Below are 22,631 nucleotides of genomic sequence, written 5' to 3'. Positions count from 1 at the left end.
TTAAAACTGAAATACATTTTCGTTTTACATCGTTGTATTTTGTAACTTTAACCAATAATTGAAAATGATACAATGAGTAAGAAACCAAAAAAATTAGGAAATAAACCAAAAGATTTTACTGCACAAATATTTAAAATACTTTCAAGAGAACCTTCTAAATCTTTTAATTACAAGCAAATAGCTGCTGTTTTAGAGTTAAGCGATACCAAAAGCCGAAATGAAATAATTAGAGATTTAAAAATACTTAAAGCACAAGATAAAATTCACGAAACGGAAATTGGAAAATATCAAATTATTTCCAAAGCCGAATATTACGAAGGAGTTATTGATATGACCTCTCGTAAAACAGGATATTTTGTTTGTGATGAATTAGAAGATGATGTTTTTGTTCCGTTTATTAACTTGAATCATGCTTTAGATGGCGATAAAGTGAAAGCTTATATTTACAATAGAAGAAGTTCACGAAAACCAGAAGCTGAAGTTTTAGAAATTTTAGAACGTAAAAAATCAGAATTTGTTGGGGTTATCGATATTCAAAAAAACTTTGCTTTCGTAACCACTGCCAATGCTAAAATGTATACCGATATTTTCATTCCAAAAAATAAAATTGGTGATGCAGAACATGGTGATGTCGTTTTAGTAACTTTAGAAGATTGGCCAAAAAAAGCCGATTCTCCTTTTGGTTCTGTGATAAAAGTATTAGGAAAACCAGGTGAACACAACACTGAAATTCATGCAATTTTAGCGGAATACGGTTTACCGTATGATTTTCCAATAGAAGTTGAAGCTTATGCGAATAAAATTGATACTTCAATAACCGAAGAAGAAATTAAAAAACGTCGCGATATGCGTGATGTTTTAACGTTTACGATTGACCCGAAAGATGCAAAAGATTTTGATGATGCGTTATCGTTTCAAGTTTTAGAAAATGGAAATTACGAAATTGGAGTTCATATTGCCGATGTTTCACATTATCTTCAAGAAGGAACTATTTTAGATGATGAAGCGTATAAAAGAGCAACTTCTGTGTATTTGGTAGATAGAGTGGTTCCAATGTTACCAGAAGTGTTATCTAACTTTGCTTGTTCGCTTCGACCACATGAAGAGAAATATACGTTTTCAGCGGTTTTTCAACTGAATAATAAAGCAGAAGTGTTAGATGCATGGTTTGGAAGAACAGTAACGTATTCAGATCAACGTTTTGCTTATGAAGAAGCTCAGAGTATCATCGAAACAAAATCAGATGTTATTCCAGCTGAGATTTCATTAACTGGAAGTGAATATATTGTTCCAAAACCAATTGTTGAAGCTACTTTAAAAATGGATGAATTAGCTAAAATTCTTCGAAGAAAAAGAATGGCAGCTGGCGCAATTTCGTTTGATAAAGTAGAAGTAAAATTCAATTTAAATGAAGAGGCTGAACCAATCGGAGTGTACTTCAAACAAAGTAAAGATGCGAATCATTTGATTGAAGAATTCATGTTGTTAGCGAATAGAAAAGTAGCGGAATTCATTGGTAAACAAAAGAAAACCTTTATTTACAGAATTCACGATGAACCTAATGAAGATAAATTAATCAATCTTCAAACTGTGATTGCTAAGTTTGGTTATTCGATAAATTTCAAATCGAAAAAAGATATTTCAAGTTCGTTGAATAATTTACTTTCGGAAGTTGTTGGTAAAAAAGAACAAAATTTGGTTGATACACTTACGATTCGAAGTATGAGTAAAGCTGCTTATTCGACTGAAAATATTGGTCACTACGGATTAGCATTTGATTATTACAGTCATTTTACCTCGCCAATTCGTCGTTATCCTGATGTTATGGCACATCGTTTGTTACAACATTACATAGATGGTGGAAAAAGTGTAAGTGAAGAAGAATACGAAGAAAAATGTCAACATTCTTCTCAAATGGAAGCTTTAGCCGCTCAAGCCGAACGAGATTCTGTGAAATACATGCAAGTAAAATACATGCAAGATCACAAAGATCAAGAGTTTTTAGGTGTAATTTCTGGTGTAACCGAATGGGGAATTTATGTAGAAATCATCGAAAATAAATGCGAAGGAATGGTTCGTATTCGTGAAATAAAAGATGATTATTACACCTTTGATGACAAACAATATGCTTTAGTAGGTGAAGTTTCTAAAAATATTTTACAATTAGGTGACGAAGTTTACGTTAAAGTAAAAAATGCCGATTTAGTGAAAAAACAATTGGATTTTCATTATTTGAGAAAGAGAGAGTAATTATTTTTTTATAAGAATTTAAAAATATTAAAATGAAAAAAATAGTTTATAGTTTACTATTAATTAGTTCAATAGCTTTTGCACAAACCGAAAAAAACGTTGGTGATTTTACTAAAGTAACCGCATTTGATAAAATTGATGTCAACTTAGTGGCTTCATCTGAAAATAAAGTTGTTTTAAAAGGCGCTAATTCGCAAGAAGTAGAATTGGTAAACAAAAATGGCGAATTAAAAATCAGAATGCCTTTAACAAAAATGTTAAGTGGTGATGACGTTTCAGCAACAGTTTATTATAAAAAAATTGATGCTGTAGAAGCTAATGAAGGAAGTAGAATTGCATCCAAAGATGAAATTTCTGCCATTAATTTTGATATCATTTGTAAAGAAGGTTCTGAAATTAAACTTACTAATTTACAAGCCGATAGATTACAAGTTCGTGTTTCGCAAGGAAGTATTGTAACTACAAAAGGAACAGTTAAAAACCAAGATATTGTATCGAATTCAGGTGGAAAATATGATGGTCAAGATTGTAAAACTCAACAAACTGTTGTAACTGTAAATGCTGGTGGAATGGCAAATGTATATGCAACTGATTTTGTGGATGCTAAAACAAGAGCAGGTGGTGAAATCACTATTTATGGGAAACCAAAACAAATTAACGAAAAGAAAATCGCTGGAGGAACTATTGAACAAGCGAAGTAAAGTTAGTCACGGTTTTCAGTCACAGTTTTCAGTTTTTTTTGTAATTTCGTACTATTAACAATTTTTTAGTTTGCAAAACTGCGACTGAGAACCAAGACTGAGACTAAAATTTGCATTTACACGATATACTTACCGCAATTCCTTGGGGACTTTTGTTAGCTTTTTCAATTGGTCCTGGTTTTTTTGTATTACTTGAAACCAGTATTACCAAAGGGTTTAGAGCAGCTTTTGTTTTTGATTTAGGAATTGTTTTTGGTGATATTATCTTTATTTTAATTGCGTATTTAAGTACAAATCAACTTTTAGAACAACTAAAAGATAATCCGACACTTTTTGTTATTGGTGGAATTATTATGTTGGCTTACGGATTGATTTCGTTTATAATGCTAAAAAGAAATTTCCAAAAACAACAAGTAATAGAACAAGACGACGATAACATTCCTAAAAAGAACTATTTCGCTTTATTTTTCAAAGGTTTTTTATTGAATTTCATCAACATTGGAGTTCTAGGTTTTTGGATGATGATTATCATTACTTACGGACCTCAAATGGAAATGAATACTTCTCGAATTTCTGTATTTTTTGCCGCAATTCTTTTCTTTTATTTGTTATTTGATGTGGCTAAAATATTGTTAGCAAAACAACTAAAACACCGATTAACACCAGTAAACATTTACAAAATTAAAAGAGTTATAAGTATTGTAATTTTAATTTTTGGATTGTTTTTTATTCTACAAGGTTTCTTCCCAAAGGAAAAAGAAATGATAACGAATAAGTTATTGCCTGATAATGCAGTTACTGAATAAAATTTCCTAAAAATCATCCAATATAGAAGTCTCTAAGTTTTTTTAAGCTTTTAAATGCATCTTCCGGAATATCTTTAATTAATTTTTCTTAAAAATTAAAACAAAAAAAGAGCTACTATTTCTAGTAACTCTTTAGAGGCATCGCCCCGATTCGATATATCTTTTAATTAATTTTTTCTAAAAATTATCACATAAAAAAACCTCCAAGTTTCCTTGAAGGTTTAGAGGCATCGCCCGGATTCGAACCGGGGTAGACGGTTTTGCAGACCGCTGCCTAGCCGCTCGGCCACGACGCCATTATTTGAACGGACTGCAAATTTACATTTTATTTCCTCTTTTCCAAAAATATTAAGCATTTATTAAGTACAAATATTTAGTTTTAAAGTTTAATTTTGTGCAAAACAAATAGTTGATTAATTATGAAGAATTTACGTTACTTAAAACCCATATTTAGTTTTTTCTTAATCGGTTTATCTATAACCACTATTAGTAGAATTCTTTTGTTTTTTGTGTTCAAAGAACGTGTTGTGGAGAATCCTAACTATGGACAATTGTTTCTAATTGGTCTTCGTTTCGATTTAATTTTAATGTGTTACATCGCATTTTTACCAACGGTTTTAATTTCATTACTTCCCGATTCGGTTTTAAAACACTTCAAAAAGTTCTTTAATATTTACTTTATCTTCTTTTTGTTTTTGTTTCTGTTGATGGAATTATCAACATTAGATTTTATCAATCAATACGATACGCGTCCAAATCGCTTGTTTTTAGATTATCTTATTTATCCTAAAGAAGTAGTAGGAACACTATTAAAAAGTTATTTACCTTCTTTAATCATCACTACTATTTTACTTGGAATTGCTTTGTTTTTTGCTTTTAAACACGGTAAAAAAATATTTTATCCTCAAGAAAGTAACTATAAAACCAAATTACTTTTGTTCTTAGTTGTTGCTTTTTTCTTGTTTTGGGGTGCTCGTGGAAGTTTAACTTCTAAACGTCCTATAAATGCTAGTAATGCCATCTTTTGTTCCGATCAAATGACGAATTCATTAGGATTAAATTCGCTTTACACGGTTGCATTTGCAGCTTATTCGATGAAGAATGAAGGTGATGTTAAGAAATACGGTAAAATGGACGAATTGGAAGCTTATACGCGTGTAAAAAAATACATGGATGTTACCGAATTTATTCCAGGTGAAGTTCCTTTTTTACACCTTCAAAAACCAGATGCTCCACAACCAAAATACAACGTGGTAATCTTTTTACAAGAAAGTCTAGGAGCTGAATATGTGGGATGTTTAAACGGTTTACCTTTAACACCTGAATTAGATAAATTAGCAAAAGAAGGGTTATTATTTACCAATTTATATTGTACCGGAACTCGAAGTGTAAGAGGGATTGAGCAAGTAACCGCTGGATTTTTACCTAATCCATCAGAAAGTATTGTGAAATTAGGTGGTTCACAACAAGGATTTTTTACACTAGCAGATGCTTTTGGTCGTCAAAATTACGATACGAGTTTCATTTATGGTGGAATGGCAAATTTTGATAATATGGCTTCTTTTTTCAATGGAAACGGATTTAAAAACATTATCGATGAAACAGATTTCGATAAAGATGGAAAAAAATACGCTATGAAAGGAACTTGGGGTTATTCAGATGAAGATTTAGCAGTGAAAGCTAATGAATATTATAAAAATCTTGGAAACAAACCTTTTTTTTCTTTGATGTTTTCTACTTCAAATCACGAACCATTTGAATTTCCTGATGGTAGAATTCAACTTTACGAACAACCTAAAAATACAGTTCATAATGCGATGAAATATGCCGATTTTTCAATTGGAAAATTTTTCGAATTAGCCAAAAAAGAAGCCTATTTTAAGAACACAATCTTTGTTGTTATTGCAGATCATAACACTAGAACGTATGGTAAAAATTTAGTCCCTGTAAATAAATTTCATATTCCAGCTTTAATTATTGCGCCAAATGTTGAAAAGGGAATTACCTATGATAATTTAGCAAGTCAAATGGATATTCCATCAACTGTTTTAGCCTTATCAGGTATCACTACTAAAACACCAATGCCAGGTAGAAATTTATTAAAACTACTAAAAGGAACAAAAGGAAGAACCATTATGTTATTCCATGAAACTTACGCTTTTAGGGTAGAAGATGATATTGTTATCTTAAATCCAAATGCAAAACCATTGCAGTTCAAAGTAAAAAGTGACACCGAATTAATTCCAGTTGCTTTGAATGAAGAATTTGCTAAAGACGCACTTGCTCATATTGTGGCATCGAGCAATTTATACAAGAAAAGAGTTTACAAAATAGACTAAAAACAAATGGAAGAGTTAATTTCTAAACTCTTCCATTTCTATTGTAACTGCTTCTACATCACCACCAATAGGAGGATTCAATTTAGAAACCGCTAATTTTATTCGAGAAATCGACGGAATTTCCGCAAAACATCTCGTGATAATGCGTTGGGCAACATGTTCTAATAATTTAGAGCGAATCGCCATTTCTTCCACCACAATTTTGTTTAAATGTACATAATCAACGGTATCAGACAATTCATCAGTTTGAGACGATTTACGTAAATCGGTTTTAATTTCTAAATCTACTCGGTAATCAGAGCCTATTTTTCCTTCCTCAATTAAACAACCGTGGTAAGAAAAAGTTCTAATATTTTGTAATTTAATAGTTCCCATTTTTTCATTTATTATATACCAAATTTACCAATTTTTAGCCATTTTTAAGGTATTAAACCATGAAAGTTTATATATCTTTGCATAAATTTTTGATACTATGTCAACAGAAGAAAAATCATTGAATTTTATAGAACAAATCATTGAAGAAGATTTAAAAAATGGTTTGTCAGCAGATAAATTACGTTTTCGTTTTCCACCAGAACCAAATGGGTATTTGCATGTAGGTCATGCTAGTGCTATTTGTTTAAATTTTGGTTTAGGAATCGATTACAATGCTCCAGTTAACCTTCGTTTCGACGATACTAATCCATCAAAAGAAGAGCAAGAATACGTTGATGCTATTAAGCGCGATGTAGAATGGTTGGGCTACAAATGGGACAAAGAATGTTATGCTTCGGATTATTTTCAACAATTGCATGATTGGGCAGTGGAATTAATCAAAAAAGATAAAGCGTATGTAGATAGCCAAACTTCGGAAGAAATGGCGCAACAAAAAGGTACGCCAACTACTCCTGGAACCGATTCTCCTTACAGAAATCGCTCTATCGAAGAAAATTTAGACTTATTCACACGAATGAAAAACGGAGAATTCGAAAAAGGAACTCACGTTTTACGTGCTAAAATTTCAATGGGAGCCAACAATATGTTGATGCGTGATCCTATCATTTATCGTATCATGCACGCACATCACCACAGAACAGGAAACGATTGGTGTATTTATCCAATGTACGACTGGGCGCATGGCGAAAGTGATTATTTAGAGCAAATTTCGCATTCGTTTTGTACGTTAGAATTCTTACCTCACCGTGAATTATATGATTGGTTTTTAAATCAAATTTATGATCCTACAAAGGTGCGACCAAAGCAAAGAGAATTTGCCCGTAGAAATTTATCACATACCGTAGTTTCTAAACGTAAATTATTACAATTAGTTGAAGAAAAGCATGTTACAGGTTGGGATGACCCAAGAATGTCAACGATTTCTGGAATGAGAAGACGCGGTTACACACCTGCTTCTATCCGAAATTTTGCTAAAACTATCGGAATTGCAAAACGTGATAATTTAATTGATGTTTCGCTTTTAGAATTCTGTGTTCGTGAAGATTTGAACAAGATTGCTCCTCGTGTAATGGCTGTTTTAGATCCTGTGAAATTAGTAATTACGAATTATCCAGAAGGTCAAGAAGAGTGGTTAGAAGCCGAAAATAATCCGGAAGAAGAAGTAATGACGTACAGAAAAGTGCCGTTTTCTAAAGAACTGTATATCGAAAGAGAAGATTTTCAAGAAGAAGCACACAAGAAATTTTTCCGTTTGACATTAGGAACTGAAGTTCGTTTGAAAAATGCGTATATCATTAAAGGTGAGTCAGTTGTGAAAGATGAAAACGGTAATATCACTGAAATTCACGCTACTTACGACGTAGATTCTAAATCAGGAAGCGGAACAGAAGCCAGCCAAAGAAAGGTAAAAGGAACGATTCATTGGGTTTCGATTCCTCATGCAAAAGAAGCGGAAGTTCGTATTTATGATAGATTATTCACAAACGAAAGTCCTGACAAAGACAAAGAAGTTGATTTTAAAGAATTCATCAACCCAAATTCATTAAAAGTAATTAAAGGATTTGTAGAACCAAGTTTGGTTACTTCAAAAGAATTAGATCATTTTCAATTTCAACGTTTAGGTTATTTCTGTGTAGATAGAGATTCAACTCCTGAAAATTTAGTTTTTAACAAAACAGTTGGCTTGAGAGATACTTGGGCAAAAATTTCAGAACAATAAAAATTTCAGAATTTTTGTCAAATCGATCTAAGTCGATTTTTTTAAATAATTTAAACCTGCAAAATTTTCATTGCAGGTTTTTTTATTTAATATAAATTATATTGATTAATAAATTTTATATTATCATATTTTATAATCATTATTAAAAACTATTAAAATTATTTTTTTAATAATTAAAAACTTAAAAAAGTAACTTTCATAAATTAATTGTAAGAAAAAAACTTTTTTAGCTAAAGTGTTTTTACATCTTTACTATTGAAAGTGTCAGAAATCGCTTTATTTTAATTTTTACCTAAAATTGTGGTAATTTTATTCTGATTTTCTCTTCCAGGAATTGCTTTTATAAAATTATCACTGATTTTATAAATTCATAACATTTGGTTATAAAAAAACCACCAATTAAAAATTGATGGTTTTCATTTTTTATTTTAAAAAAAAATCAGTTTCGAAATTATACTTCTTCAGAATCTTCAATTCCATAATTATCATTTGAAGTATCTTTCTTATTTACTTTTTTGGTTTTGTTTGCATTTTTCATTGCTTCACCCACTTGGTTACTTGCTGTAAAACTTGCTACCATGTTGTTCAACATGTCACTACCTGCTTGAGGTGAATTTGGTAATAAAATTAAATTACTGTTGGCATCAGCACCAATGGCTTGTAAAGTATCATAATGTTGTGTCACCACGATTAAAGCGGAAGCTTCTTGCGAATTAATACCTACTTTGTTTAATACATCAACAGATTCCACTAAACCACGAGCAATTTCTCTTCTTTGGTCTGCAATACCTTGACCTTGAAGTCTTTTACTTTCTGCTTCTGCTTTAGCTTTTGCTACAATTCTAATTCTTCCAGCTTCTGCTTCGTATTCTGCTGCTGTTTTTTCACGGTCAGCTGCGTTAATACGGTTCATCGCATTTTTAACTTGAATATCCGGATCAATATCAGTAATTAACGTATTGATGATATCATAACCATAAGTAGTCATCGCCTCGTTTAACTCACGTTTTACTGCTACTGCGATATCATCTTTTCTTTCGAAAACGTCGTCTAATTTTAATTTTGGAACTTCAGCACGCACTACGTCAAACACATAAGACGTAATTTGGTCGTGAGGATACTCTAATTTATAAAACGCTTCGTATGCTTTTTCTTGTAACACTTTGAACTGTACTGAAACTTTCATTTTAACGAATACGTTATCTTTCGTTTTGGTTTCGATGATAACATCTAATTGTTGAATTCTTAAATTAACTCTTCCAGCAATTCTATCCACAACCGGAATTTTTAAATGTAAACCTGAATTTCTCAAGCTAAGAAATTTTCCAAAACGTTCCACAACAACTACAGTTTGCTGTTTCACAGTAAAGAAAGAAGAAAAAAGTACAATTAATCCAACGAAAATAATTGGAAACATGATAAACTCCATAATTTTATAGTTTTAGTTATAATGATTATACGCTTTTTAAAGTAAAAAGTTACAAAAAACCATTTTTTAAGTTTACTTTTGGCGCTTAAATTTTTACAAATGAAGAAATTAGCTTTCATATTCCTTATGATTTCAACAGTTGCTCTAGCGCAACGTGGTAACAAAGACAGTAATCGAATTGGAATTGGAGGGGGTTTAACCCAATTAAATATTTTTACCGATAATTTTACCGTAACACCAGAAAGTGGATGGATCGGAGGTTTAAGTGTTAGAGGAAATTATTACAACAATTGGCAAATGAGTTTTGGTATGTTTTTTACCGATAGTAATTTTTCGATTCCAACACAAAAAGGATTATTACAAACACAAACTAGTTTTAAAATGTCGGCGGTTCAAATTTATATTGTTCCTAGTTATGTGGCAATTGAAGACCATTTGAATTTAGAATTTGGTCCCGTTTTACAAGTAAATGGAAAATTAGGAGTTAATAAAAACGACGAAAACAATTTATTATTAGATCAACCGGGTTTAATTGCTAAAGACATTCTAGATGTTTCAAAATTTAATGCGAACATTTATGTTGGGATTAACGGCGGAATTAAAAACGTAAGAGCAAGAATTGGTTACCAATATGGTTTAACGAATTTCTTCGGCAACTTAAAAAACAATGATAATGTAAAGTTACTTGGCGAAAAAATGAAAGGAAATATAGGTTTGATTAGTGGTCAGATTACGATATATCTTTAAAAAAAACCCTCTGAATTTCAGAGGGTTTCTTTTTTATAAACTAGCAATTGCTTTTTCTATTCTCTTCACTGTTTCGGCTTTCCCTATCATTTCGATAATGTCGAATAAATGTGGTCCTTTTAACGCGCCTACTAAACTCAATCGTAATGGTTGCATTACTTTCCCCATCCCAATTTCGTTAGCTGTCATCCATTCTTTTAATAAGGTTTCGATGTTAGCTGAAGTAAAATCTTCAATCTTTTCTAATTCCGAAATCACTTGTTGCATTAATCCTGGTGTTTCCTCTTTCCAGTTTTTAGCAGCTTTTTCGTCGTATGATGTTGGTGCTTCAAAGAAATAATCCGCTAAATCCCAAAACTCGTTTACGAAATGCGCTCTTTCTTTAATTAAAGCAACCACTTTTGTCAAATCAAGAGAAGTCGAGATTCCTTTCTTATCTAATATTTTTTTAAAGCTATCTGCTAAACTTTCATCTGATTGCTTTTGCAAATATTGATGATTGAACCATTTGTTTTTCTCTGGATCAAACTTCGCTCCTGCTTTGTGAATTCTATTTAAATCGAATTTTTCTATTAATTCTTCCAATGAGAAAATCTCTTGTTCGGTTCCGTCATTCCAACCTAATAAGGCTAAAAAGTTGATAACTGCTTCAGGGAAAAATCCGTTTTCTCTGTAACCAGATGAAATTCCTTCTTCTGTTTTCCATTCTAAAGGAAATACTGGAAATCCCATTTTATCACCATCACGCTTTGATAATTTTCCGTTTCCAATTGGTTTTAAAATCAAAGGTAAATGCGCAAATTCTGGAGCATTCCAACCAAAAGCTTTGTATAACAAATGATGTAAAGGCAAACTTGGCAACCATTCTTCTCCACGAATGACATGTGAAGTTTCCATTAAATGGTCATCTACAATATTTGCTAAATGATAGGTTGGCATTCCATCCGATTTGAATAATACTTTATCATCTAATAAATTCGTATCAAATTTAATATCGCCACGAATGATGTCTTTTAATTCTAAAATTTCATTCACAGGTGTTTTAAAACGGATAACATAATGCTCACCATTTGCAATTCTCTCCTCCACTTTTTCACGTGAAACCGTCAACGAGTTATCCAATTGCTCTCTTACCGAATGATTGTAAATGAATGTTTTACCATTTGCTTCAGCTTCTTTTCGCATCGTATCTAAACTTTCAGCCGTATCAAAAGCATAATATGCCCAACCTGAATTAATCAATTGGTCAGCATATTGTTGATACATCGATTTACGTTCACTTTGACGGTAAGGTCCAAATTTTTCGTTTTTTCCAACGGTTTCGTCTGGCGCAATTCCTAACCATTCTAAAGCTTCAAAAATATAAGCTTCTGCTCCTGGAACAAAACGGGTTTGATCGGTATCTTCAATTCGTAAATAGAAAGTACCACCATGCTTTTTGGCAAATAAATAATTGAATAAAGCGGTACGAACACCACCAATATGCAAAGGTCCAGTCGGACTTGGTGCAAATCTTACTCTAACTTGTTTTGACATTTTATTTTTATTTTTCTTTATTGTCACACTGAGCTTGTCGAAGTGTTGTGCAAAGATACGATTCCAATTTAGAAGTAAGAATTTAGATTTTAGAAAATCATTAGGTTATTAACAATCCAAAGCTGCAAATGTTAAGTTTCACTAAAAACCTATTGACAATTCTAGGAAGATGTTGTATTTTTATCGGTTATAAACAGTATATCAACAATTTTGGAAGCAAAAAGCATTATTTTCGATAAGCTCGAAGGGTTTATCAAGAAGTTTTATACCAATGAACTGATAAAAGGTGTCATTCTTTTCATCGGATTGGGCTTGTTGTATTTCATTTTTACCTTATTGATTGAATACTTTTTATGGTTATCCACTTCAGGAAGAACCATTTTGTTTTGGTTGTTCGTAGGTGTAGAATCGTTTTTATTGATTCGTTTTATCGCTTTTCCGTTGTTCAAATTATTCAAATTACAACAAGGAATCAATTACGAACAAGCGTCAGAAATCATCGGAAATCACTTTTCAGAAGTACAAGACAAGTTGTTGAACTTTTTACAATTGGCAAATCAAAGTCAAACCTCCGAATTATTAGCGGCTTCTATCGAACAAAAAGCAGCTTCGTTACAACCGATTCCGTTTTCAAATGCAGTCAATTTCGCTAAGAATAAAAAGTTTTTGCCTTATGCGATTATCCCAATTCTATTATTGATTTTGTTTTTCGTTACCGGAAATTCCGAAATCATATCGAAAAGTTTTACTCGAGTTGTGAATTATGAAACGAAATTTGCTCCACCAGCTCCTTTTGAATTTGTGGTTTTGAATAAATCGTTAACCGCGCAACAGAATTCCGATTTTGTACTTCAAGTGAAAACGCAAGGAAAAGTAATGCCTGAAAATGTAGCGATTCAAATTGGTGATGAAGAATATTTTTTACAAAGTACAAAACCAGGAGTTTTCGAATATACATTTTCAAAATTATCTAAAGATGTTACTTTTTCACTTTTAGCGAATGGATTAAATTCCAAAGATTATCAGATTAATGTTGTGAATGTTCCCACGATTGCCAACTTTGAAATGGTGTTGCAATATCCTTCTTATTTAGGTAAAAAAGCAGAAGTTATTCAAGGAACAGGAAATGCTGTAGTTCCTGAAGGAACGGTTGTGAATTGGAGAATTAACGCTTTGGCAACCGATAAGGTTAGTTTCAAATCGAATAACCAAGTAAGTGTTTTTGCTAATAAAGAAAATAACTTTTCGCTTTCAAGAAGAATCACAGATAATTTGAGTTACGAAGTAATTACATCGAATAGAAACATCAACGAGTTTGAAAAATTGTCGTATCAAATAGCAACGATTAAAGATCAATATCCAACAATTTCAGTTCAAATTGCGCCTGATTCATTAAAGTTAAAATCAAAAATGATGATTGGGCAAGTTGCCGATGATCATGGTTTATCGAAGTTACAAGTTGTTTTTTATCCGAAAGGAAACCCAAACGCTGTTCGAAAAGCGAATTTAGCTATCAATAAACAAGCCGTTGACCAATTTATTTATTCATTTCCTAATGGTTTATCAATTGAGCAAGGTGTAAATTACGAATATTACTTTGAAGTGTTTGATAATGATGTAGTTAACAATTATAAAAGCACAAAATCATCTGTTTTTCTTCATTATGAGCTTACAGAAGAGCAAAAAGAAGACAAACAACTGCAAGAGCAGAATGAAAACATCAATAGTTTAGAAAAATCGCTTCAAAATCAAGATAAGCAACTTTCTGAATTGGACAAACTGCAAAAGATGAATAAAGAGAAATCGACTTTAGATTTCAAAGATCAAAAGAAAGTGGAAGACTTTATTAATCGTCAAAAACAACAAGACGAAATGATGAAAGAATTCACAAAAAAGTTAACCGAGAATTTGGAAGAGTTCAATCCAAAATCACAAGATAAAGACAAAGAAGAATTATTACGCCGTTTAGAAGAAGCAGAAAAACAAGCTGAGAAAAACGAAAAATTATTGAAAGAGTTAGAAGAACTTTCTAAGAAATTAGAGAAAGATCAATTGTTTGATAAAGCCGATAAGTTAAAACAAAATGCTAAAAGCCAACAACAGAATTTAGAGCAATTAGTTGAATTAACGAAACGTTTTTATGTTGAACAAAAAGCGGAACAAATCGCTGATAAATTAGACAAGCTAGCTGAGAAGGAAGATAAATTAGCGGATGATGCTAAAGAAAATTCAAAGGAAAATCAGGATGCTATCAATAAAGAATTTGAAAACATTCAAAAAGAGCTTCAAGAGTTAGACAAGGAGAATAAAGAATTGAAAGCTCCAATGGACATTCCTAATGATAAGAATGAACAAGAAGATGTGAAGAAAGATATGGAAAAAGCTTCTGAAGAATTGCAAAAGCAAAATCAACAGAAAGCAAAACCAAAGCAAAAATCAGCAGTCGCTAAAATGAAACAGATGAGTCAGAAAATGTCTCAATCTATGCAATCAGGTGACATGGAACAAATGCAAGAAGATGCTAAATTGTTGCGACAAATTTTAGATAATTTATTAGCTTTTTCTTTTGACGAAGAGACTTTAATTAAAACTACGAATACAACACAAACACGTTCTTTGCAATTGAACAAAGTTTTAAAAAAGCAACAAGATTTGAAACTACAATTCAAGCATGTTGACGATAGTTTGTTTGCTGTTGCTTTACGTAATCCAAAAATTACAGAAACCATTCTGAATGAAGTTGGAGAAATCCATTATAATTTAGACAAGACTTTAGAAACGTTAGCAGATAACAACATCCAAAAAGGAGCTTCGCATCAGCAATATGTTTTAACTTCGGCTAACCGTTTGGCTGATTATCTTAGCAATGTGCAAAGTGAAATGAATATGGAAATGCAAGGTCAAGGTTCTGGAAAAGGCAAACCAAAACCTGGTAGTGGTAAAGGTGGAATGCAGCTGCCAGACATCATCAAACAGCAAGAAGGTTTAGGTGAAAAAATGAAAGAAGGAATGAAACCTAGTCAAAAACCTGGAGATAAACCCGGAGATAAGCCAGGCGACAAACTTGGACAAGGAAAACAAAAAGGTCAATCAGGCGAGAACAGAGAAGAAGGAGAAAATGGTTCTGAAGGTGATGCAGGTAAAGTTTTAGAAATTCTTAAAGAGCAAAGACAATTACGTGATGCTTTACAAAAAGCCCTAGAGAAAGAAGGAATGTTGAATCAAGGTATGGGAACATTGAATCAAATGAAGGAATTTGAAAAGCAACTCATTAATAAAGGTTTCAAAAATGAAACGTTGCAAAAGATGTTGAATTTAAAACACGAACTTTTAAAATTAGAAAAAGCCATTCAGCAACAAGGAGAAGATACCAAACGTCAGTCTAAAACTAATGACAAGAACTATAATGGTTCCACTACTCCACTTTCTATGGAATTAAAAGATTATCTGAATAGTGTTGAAATATTAAACAGACAAAGCTTACCTTTGCAACCCAATTTTAACCAGAAGGTTCAAAACTATTTTAAAGGCAATGATTAGTTTTAATTACGAAACAGATTTCGAACTCGAAAACGAAGCACAATACGAAGATTGGATTTCTCGCATTATTGAATCCGAAGGATTTGATGAAGGGGAAATCAACTATATCTTTTGTGATGACGAATACTTACATAAAATTAATGTAGAGTATTTAGATCATGACACTTTAACCGATATTATTAGCTTCGATTACACAGTAGGAAATTTAATACAGGGTGATATTTTCGTTTCTGTTGAACGCGTTAAGGATAATGCTAACGATTTTAATGTTTCTTTTGAGGAAGAATTAAAGCGTGTTCTATCTCATGGAGTTTTACACTACTGCGGATACAAAGATAAATCTCCAAAAGACGAAGCTTTGATGCGTTCGAAAGAAGAAGAAAAAATGCAAATGTTTCACGTGGAACATTAAGCTTATAAACTAGAATTTTTTAAATGTTTCACGTGGAACATAATATTTATAGAAGATGTTTTTAAATCAATATGATGTAATTGTTGTGGGTGCTGGCCACGCCGGTTGTGAAGCTGCTGCTGCTGCTGCCAACATGGGGTGCGCTACGCTTTTGGTAACAATGAATCTTCAAAACATTGCACAGATGTCATGCAATCCTGCTATGGGAGGAATTGCAAAAGGACAAATCGTGCGTGAGATTGATGCCTTGGGTGGATATTCTGGAATTGTTTCAGACAAAACAGCCATTCAATTCAAGATGTTGAATAAATCAAAAGGACCAGCGATGTGGTCGCCAAGAGTACAGTCGGACAGAATGCGTTTTTCGGATGAATGGAGAACTATGTTGGAGAATACTCCGAATTTGGATTTCTACCAAGAGATGGTGGCTGGAATATTATCAGAGAATGGAAAGATTGTAGGCGTGAAAACTTCGCTTGGGGTGGAAATCAAAGCTAAGTCAGTTGTGTTGACAAACGGAACTTTTTTGAATGGTTTGATTCATATTGGAGACAAACAATTCGGTGGAGGTCGCGCTGGAGAAAGTGCTTCATTTGGAATCACAGAAGATTTAGTAAAATTAGGTTTTGAATCAGGTAGAATGAAAACCGGAACACCTCCACGTGTGGATGGTCGTTCTTTAGATTTTTCTAAAATGGTAGAACAACCTGGTGACGAACATCCAGAAAAATTTTCATATTCTAATTTAACAGCTCCATTAAAAACACAGCGTTCTTGTTGGATGTCGTATACTTCATTAGAAGTGCACGATATTTTACGCGAAGGTTTTGATAGAAGTCCAATGTTCAACGGAAGAATCAAAAGTTTAGGTCCGAGATATTGTCCCTCAATCGAAGATAAAATTAATCGTTTTGCAGATAAAGAACGTCATCAATTATTTGTTGAACCAGAAGGTTGGACAACTTGCGAATATTACATCAATGGTTTCTCCACTTCGTTACCAGAAGATATTCAATTCAAAGCATTGCGTTCTGTGGCAGGATTTGAGAATGTGAAATTTTTCAGACCTGGTTATGCTATTGAATACGATTACTTCCCTCCTACGCAATTACAACACACCTTAGAAACTAAATTAGTCGAAGGTTTGTATTTTGCTGGACAAATTAATGGAACAACTGGTTATGAAGAAGCAGCATCTCAAGGTTTAATGGCTGGAATAAATGCAGCTTTAAAAGTTCAGAATAGAGAACCGTTTATCCTTAAAAGAGATGAAGCTTACATCGGAGTTTTAATTGACGACTTAATTACTAAAGGCACAGAAGAACCATATCGTATGTTTACTTCGCGTGCTGAGTACAGAACATTGCTTCGTCAAGATAATGCGGATTTCAGATTAACACCAAAAGCATACGAAATAGGTTTAGCTAAAGAAGAGCGTTTGATTCGTATGGAGCAAAAATTCTCACAATCGGAAGCGATGGTAAATTTCTTTAGGGAAACAAGTCTAAAACCTGAAGAAGCAAATCCGATATTAGAAGCTAAAGGTTCGGCTCCGATGAGTCAGCCTGATAAAATGTTTAAAGTCTTTTCTCGTCCGCAATTGGATTTGGAAGATTTTAGAAAATTTAAAAAAGTAGCTGCTTATATCGAAGAACACGATTTAGATCAAGAAGTGGTTGAGCAAGCCGAAATTCAAGTCAAATATTCAGGTTATATTGAAAAGGAAAAAAACAACGCGGATAAACTAACTCGTTTAGAAGATATGATTATTCCTGATAATTTTAATTTCGATAAAATCCAATCTATTTCAATTGAAGCCAAACAAAAATTAAATAAAATACGACCACGAACTATCGCACAAGCTTCTCGTATTAGTGGAGTTTCGCCAAGTGATATTTCGGTGTTGTTAATATACATGGGAAGATAAGAAAGTGAACAGTGTTCAGTTTTTAGTGTTCAGTAAAAATGTTTCACGTGAAACAACCTTGTCAACCCCATTAAAATAAGCCTTTCGCATAAAAATAAAATAAATGAATTTTTTAGAAGATAAAAGTTTTATTAAAGTTAAAGATTTTTCAGTTTCTGGAGAATCTTTTTCCTTGTTGTTAAATGAGGAATATCAAATTTTAAAAACACATCCGCAACCTACGTTAGATAAATTAGGTTCGTATTACGAATTTGAAGATTATATTTCTCACACCGATGGAAAACGTACGTTATTTGAAAAAATGTATCACTTCATCAAAAGAAAAGCCATTCGCGATAAAGTTAAATTAATTAATTCTTACCAACCAGTTAAAGGAAGAATTTTAGACATCGGAGCCGGAACAGGGGATTTTCTTTTGGAATGTAAAAATCAGAATTGGGAAATCTTAGGAATTGAGCCTAATGATAAAGCAAAAGGAATTGCTGTTGGAAAAGGAATTAAATTTGGTGATACGATTGAAAAGTTAGAAAGTAATTCGTTTGATGTAATTACCATGTGGCACGTTTTAGAACACGTTCCAGATGTCGAACATCAAGTAGCTGAATTGAAACGTTTGTTGAAACCTTCAGGGACAATTATTATCGCTGTTCCAAATTTCAAATCGTACGATGCAAAATATTACAAAGAATTTTGGGCAGCTTATGATGTGCCGAGACATTTGTGGCATTTCTCAAAAACAGCAATCGAAAAATTATTCGATAAACAAAACATGAATTTGGAAGATATTAAACCCATGTGGTTTGATAGTTTTTATGTGTCACTTTTATCTGAAAAATATAAAACTGGAAAAATGAATTTCATTTCCGGATTTTTTATTGGTTTGATCTCAAATGTTTCGGGATTCTTTAAAAAAGAGTTTTCTTCACATATTTACGTGTTAAAAAACAAGTAAAAATCATTTTAAAGCGATTTTAGAAACTTTTTTATTCAATTTGATGTAATTTATTGTCTTTTTTTAGATGATTTGTCTAATTTAAATTATGAAAGTCACTTTTAATAGCTTGAATCTATCATTTTTAAAATATCACATAAGAAATTCTTATAATTGAAAAATAAATAAAAAAGCAACAAATTTGTTACTTTACAACTTATTATTACTTTTACGAAAAATTATTAATTACCAATATACAACCATGAAAAAATTAGTATTGATTTTAGGTGTTGCATTAAGCGTTTTAGCATGTAACAAAACAGAAACAAGTTCAAAAGATTTTAAAACTGCATATATAGATACTGCTGAGTTAATCGAGAAATACGAAAAATTCAAAGATGAAGATGATAAATTCAAAGTGAAGTCGGAAGAATTAGGTCGTCCTCTTGAGGCAAAAGTTAGAGCTTTTCAAGTTGATGCACAGAATTTTCAGAGAAATGCACAAGCTAAAGGTCCACAATGGGCACAACAAATGGGTGCTGCTTTACAACAAAGAGAGCAAGAATTAGGCGTTGAACAAAATGCTTTAATCCAACAATTACAAAAAGAAGGAGCTGTCTTAAAAGATACTTTAATTAGTGAAATGAAAAAATTCATTAAAGATTACGGAAAGAAAAAAGGGTATGATTATATCTACGGTACAGGTGATGCTGCAACAGTTCTTTACGCTAAAGAGGGTTACGATATCACTAAAGAAGTTTTGAAAGAGCTTAATGATACTTATAAAGCGACTAAGAAAGACGATAAAGTAGCTACTAAAGAAGAAGAGAAAAAATAATTTGAAAGTCCTGAGAAATCAGGACTTTTTTATTTCCATCCGTTTCTATATATTTGTTTTTTAAATTTTTACGCCACATGGAACAAGTATCAGCCGCAGCTAATTACACACTCCGATTTATTAATCAAACCAATAAATCTATCTTCCTAACCGGAAAAGCAGGAACCGGAAAAACCACACTTTTAAAGGAAATTATCGCTACGACACATAAAAACACTGTTGTTGTAGCACCTACTGGAATTGCCGCTTTGAATGCAAATGGTGTAACAATTCATTCCATGTTTCAATTGCCTTTTGCTGCCTTTATTCCTGATAATAAGCAACTTCCACATTTTTCTGACACTGTAAAATTCGAAAATCGCGATTCACTTGGACGTCATTTTAAGATGAACAACGTGAAACGTTCTGTAATTAGAAATATGGAATTATTGGTTATCGATGAGGTTTCCATGCTCCGTGCTGATGTGTTGGATGCGATGGATTTCATGATGCGAAAAGTGAGAAGAAATGAAAGACCATTCGGCGGAGTTCAAGTTCTTTTTATAGGAGATTTACTACAATTACCACCAGTGGTGAAAAATGAGGAGTGGGAAATGCTAAAGAATTATTATCGAGGCATGTTCTTTTTTCATTCGCATGTGATACACCAGTTTCCTCCATTGTATATCGAATTAGATAAAATTTTTCGTCAAACCGATGCCGAATTTATTGATGTTTTGAATAATTTACGTCATAATAAAATCACTTCGGAAGATGTGCAACTTCTAAATCAATTTGTACAACCAAATTTTGATCTGAAGAAAAACAAAGGTTTCATTATTTTAACTACACATAATTCCAAAGCTGATACCATAAATGCTCAGTCGTTAAAAGATTTAGAAGGAAAACAATTCACCTATTTACCTGAAATTACGGGAGATTTTCCTGAAAAAATCTATCCATTAGAAGAACAATTGCAGTTAAAAGTCGGAGCGCAAGTCATGTTTATTAAAAACGATTTGAATTTCGAGAAGCAATTCTTCAATGGAAAAATGGGTGTTATCAGTTCTTTAACTGAAAAGGAAATTTTTGTTCATTTTCCCGAAGAAAACAAAACGATTGAAGTCGAACGCTACGAGTGGCAAAATATTCGCTACAAAGTAAACGAAAACACTAAAGAAATCGAAGAAGAAGTCATTGGAACTTTTGTCCACTACCCTATCAAGTTGGCTTGGGCAATTACCGTGCATAAAAGTCAAGGTTTAACTTTTGACAAAGCAGCGCTTGATGTATCGCAAGTTTTTGCGCCTGGACAGGCGTATGTAGCTTTATCGCGTTTGCGTTCGTTAAAAGGGCTTATTTTGCTTTCTCCGTTGCGTATGAATGGCATTTCGAGCGATGAAGAAGTACTCAATTATGCCGAAAATAAAGCTTCCGAAGAAATTTTGCAACATTCATTAGCTAAAGAAACCTTGATTTTTTGGTTAAATACCTTACTTAATTCATTTGATTTCAAAGAATTAGGCCAAGAATGGCGCAATCATTTGTTCAGTTATAATTCTGAAGCACCAAAATCACCAAAAACTAAGCATAACGACTGGGCTAAAATCCAACACGATAAAATCGCCGAAATTCTCGAACCATCTGGGAAATTTATGTCGCAATTGCATAAAATTTTTTCCGATGAAAATTTAGACGTGAATTTCGTTAAAGAACGATGTGATGCGGCTTATCAGTACTTTTTTAAAACGTTAGATACTGTTGCAGAAGAATTATTGTTGAAAATAGAAGAAGTAAAACGCATCAAAAAAGTAAAAGCATTTTATGACGAATTATTGGTTTTAGAAGAACTTCAAATCAAAGCGATTTTACAACTTAAAAAAGCAAAATTATTGACCAATATCATTGTCGAAGGAAAAGAAATTTCAAAGCAAAATTTAATTTCGGAAGAGATGAGTACCTACAAAATTAATAAGTTAGTAGTTGTGGCTGAGCGTTTTAGAACTTCGCATGCTGCTTTAGTAGAAGACGATGAAGACGTTTCCTATTACACCGATACCAAAAAGAAAAAAACAAAAGAACCAAAGAAATCTACTTACGAAGATACTTTAGAATTGTGGAAACAAAACTTATCGATTTACGAAATCGCAAAACAACGAAAACTTACACCACAAACGATTTACAACCATTTTGCCAAGTTAATCCAAATGGAAATCGTGCAACTTTCCGACATTTTACCAGAAGATAAAATATCGGATTTAAGAGCAGCTTTTAAAGATTTTAAAGGTGAAAGCTTAGGCGAATTAAAAGAAATTCACGGCGATCAATTCTCCTGGGATGAATTGCGATTGTATAAAGCGAGTTTAAATAATTAGTCCATCTTTCATTTCAATAATTCGGTCACTTTTTTTTGCAAAATCATCATCATGTGTTACAGCAATGATGGTTTGGCCATAGTTTTGAGTTAATTCTTGAAAAATATCAAAAACAATATTCGTGTTTTTACTATCTAAATTTCCAGTAGGTTCGTCGCCCATGATTAATAATGGGTCGTTTATCAATGCACGAGCAATTGCTACTCGCTGTTGTTGCCCGCCCGAAAGTTTGTTGGCAGGTTTTAAAGCTTGATCTTCTAAGCCAAGAATTTTTAGTTTTTCGTATGCTTTTTCTTCAATTTCTTTTTCGGAATATTTACCAAGTTTAATTGCAGGAATCATAACGTTTTTCAAGCACGTAAATTCAGAAAGTAAGTAATGAAATTGAAAAACAAATCCAATTTTTTCATTTCGAATTGCCGCTAATTTATCGGTAGATAAACCCGTCATTAATTCGTTGTCAATGAATAAATTTCCTTTGTATTCTGTATCCATAGTTGACAAGACATACAACAACGTAGATTTACCACTGCCCGATTTTCCAACCATTGAAAGAAATTCTCCTTTTTGGACTTCAAATGAAATATTTTTCAACACTTGAAATTCAATAGGGTCATAGAAATATTTATCTATATTTTCGGTTTTTAGAATAGTTTGTCGCATAAT

General features: G+C 32.4%; 16 protein-coding genes and 1 tRNA gene. 12 read left to right on the top strand and 5 right to left on the bottom strand.

What is annotated here, in order from left to right:
• The first annotated feature begins 72 nt into the window (after positions 1–72).
• From rnr to BP92_RS0107085, 3 genes are all read left to right on the top strand, one after another.
• Positions 73–2,250: a ribonuclease R gene (rnr, locus tag BP92_RS0107095; protein WP_026725427.1), complete on the top strand. Its 2,178-nt coding sequence runs from the start codon at positions 73–75 to the stop codon at positions 2,248–2,250.
• Between the two features lie 32 nt (positions 2,251–2,282).
• Positions 2,283–2,951: a head GIN domain-containing protein gene (locus BP92_RS0107090; RefSeq protein WP_026725426.1), complete on the top strand. Its 669-nt coding sequence runs from the start codon at positions 2,283–2,285 to the stop codon at positions 2,949–2,951.
• 110 nt (positions 2,952–3,061) lie between these two features.
• The gene (locus tag BP92_RS0107085) at positions 3,062–3,757 is read left to right on the top strand and encodes a LysE family translocator (protein WP_026725425.1); all 696 of its coding nucleotides are present in this window, start codon (positions 3,062–3,064) and stop codon (positions 3,755–3,757) included.
• Positions 3,758–3,982: 225 nt separating this feature from the next.
• On the opposite strand, the gene BP92_RS0107080 is transcribed toward BP92_RS0107085, so the two are convergent.
• Positions 3,983–4,053: transfer RNA gene (locus BP92_RS0107080), tRNA-Cys, on the bottom strand.
• Positions 4,054–4,176: 123 nt separating this feature from the next.
• On the opposite strand from BP92_RS0107080, the gene BP92_RS0107075 reads away from it, so the two are divergent.
• The gene (locus BP92_RS0107075) at positions 4,177–6,096 is read left to right on the top strand and encodes an LTA synthase family protein (RefSeq protein ID WP_026725424.1); all 1,920 of its coding nucleotides are present in this window, start codon (positions 4,177–4,179) and stop codon (positions 6,094–6,096) included.
• Positions 6,097–6,111: 15 nt separating this feature from the next.
• Here BP92_RS0107075 and folB read toward each other — a convergent pair whose 3' ends face one another.
• Entirely contained in the window at positions 6,112–6,471 is a 360-nt protein-coding gene (gene folB, locus BP92_RS0107070) for a dihydroneopterin aldolase (protein WP_026725423.1), read from the bottom strand.
• A gap of 97 nt (positions 6,472–6,568) precedes the next feature.
• Between folB and BP92_RS0107065 the strand changes: the two genes are divergently transcribed.
• The gene (locus BP92_RS0107065; RefSeq protein WP_026725422.1) at positions 6,569–8,251 is read left to right on the top strand and encodes a glutamine--tRNA ligase/YqeY domain fusion protein; all 1,683 of its coding nucleotides are present in this window, start codon (positions 6,569–6,571) and stop codon (positions 8,249–8,251) included.
• Positions 8,252–8,702: 451 nt separating this feature from the next.
• Here the strand turns inward: BP92_RS0107065 and BP92_RS0107060 are convergent, their stop codons facing one another.
• Positions 8,703–9,680 (bottom strand): SPFH domain-containing protein, encoded by a 978-nt coding sequence (locus BP92_RS0107060; RefSeq protein WP_026725421.1) that lies wholly within the window; start codon positions 9,678–9,680, stop codon positions 8,703–8,705.
• Between the two features lie 99 nt (positions 9,681–9,779).
• Here BP92_RS0107060 and BP92_RS0107055 point away from each other — a divergent pair, with 99 nt between their 5' ends.
• Entirely contained in the window at positions 9,780–10,427 is a 648-nt protein-coding gene (locus tag BP92_RS0107055) for a hypothetical protein (protein ID WP_026725420.1), read from the top strand.
• 33 nt (positions 10,428–10,460) lie between these two features.
• Here the strand turns inward: BP92_RS0107055 and gltX are convergent, their stop codons facing one another.
• On the bottom strand, positions 10,461–11,963 hold the full coding sequence (gltX, locus tag BP92_RS0107050) for a glutamate--tRNA ligase (RefSeq protein ID WP_026725419.1): 1,503 nt from the start codon (positions 11,961–11,963) through the stop codon (positions 10,461–10,463).
• 210 nt (positions 11,964–12,173) lie between these two features.
• Here gltX and BP92_RS0107045 point away from each other — a divergent pair, with 210 nt between their 5' ends.
• The 6 genes from BP92_RS0107045 (at position 12,174) to BP92_RS0107020 (ending at position 21,965) form a co-directional block, all read left to right on the top strand.
• The gene (locus tag BP92_RS0107045; RefSeq protein ID WP_026725418.1) at positions 12,174–15,503 is read left to right on the top strand and encodes a DUF4175 family protein; all 3,330 of its coding nucleotides are present in this window, start codon (positions 12,174–12,176) and stop codon (positions 15,501–15,503) included.
• Entirely contained in the window at positions 15,496–15,915 is a 420-nt protein-coding gene (ybeY, locus tag BP92_RS0107040) for an rRNA maturation RNase YbeY (protein WP_026725417.1), read from the top strand. The genes BP92_RS0107045 and ybeY overlap by 8 nt, the downstream gene beginning before the upstream one ends.
• A gap of 55 nt (positions 15,916–15,970) precedes the next feature.
• The gene (gene mnmG, locus BP92_RS0107035) at positions 15,971–17,842 is read left to right on the top strand and encodes a tRNA uridine-5-carboxymethylaminomethyl(34) synthesis enzyme MnmG (RefSeq protein ID WP_026725416.1); all 1,872 of its coding nucleotides are present in this window, start codon (positions 15,971–15,973) and stop codon (positions 17,840–17,842) included.
• A 103-nt stretch (positions 17,843–17,945) separates the two neighbouring features.
• Positions 17,946–18,794, top strand: a complete 849-nt coding sequence (locus tag BP92_RS0107030) for a class I SAM-dependent methyltransferase (RefSeq protein WP_026725415.1) — start codon at positions 17,946–17,948, stop codon at positions 18,792–18,794.
• A gap of 241 nt (positions 18,795–19,035) precedes the next feature.
• Entirely contained in the window at positions 19,036–19,611 is a 576-nt protein-coding gene (locus BP92_RS0107025) for an OmpH family outer membrane protein (protein ID WP_026725414.1), read from the top strand.
• 77 nt (positions 19,612–19,688) lie between these two features.
• Complete coding sequence (locus BP92_RS0107020) at positions 19,689–21,965, top strand: helix-turn-helix domain-containing protein (RefSeq protein ID WP_026725413.1); 2,277 nt, start codon at positions 19,689–19,691, stop codon at positions 21,963–21,965.
• Here the strand turns inward: BP92_RS0107020 and BP92_RS0107015 are convergent.
• Positions 21,954–22,628: an ABC transporter ATP-binding protein gene (locus BP92_RS0107015; protein WP_026725412.1), complete on the bottom strand. Its 675-nt coding sequence runs from the start codon at positions 22,626–22,628 to the stop codon at positions 21,954–21,956. The two genes, BP92_RS0107020 and BP92_RS0107015, sit on opposite strands and share 12 nt — an antisense overlap.
• Positions 22,629–22,631: the final 3 nt, after the last annotated feature.

It is taken from the genome of Flavobacterium sasangense DSM 21067, assembly GCF_000686885.1.
Classification (GTDB): domain Bacteria; phylum Bacteroidota; class Bacteroidia; order Flavobacteriales; family Flavobacteriaceae; genus Flavobacterium; species Flavobacterium sasangense.
The sequence above is the reverse complement of the archived record's forward strand: the minus strand, read 5'-3'. Positions and strand labels throughout refer to the sequence as shown.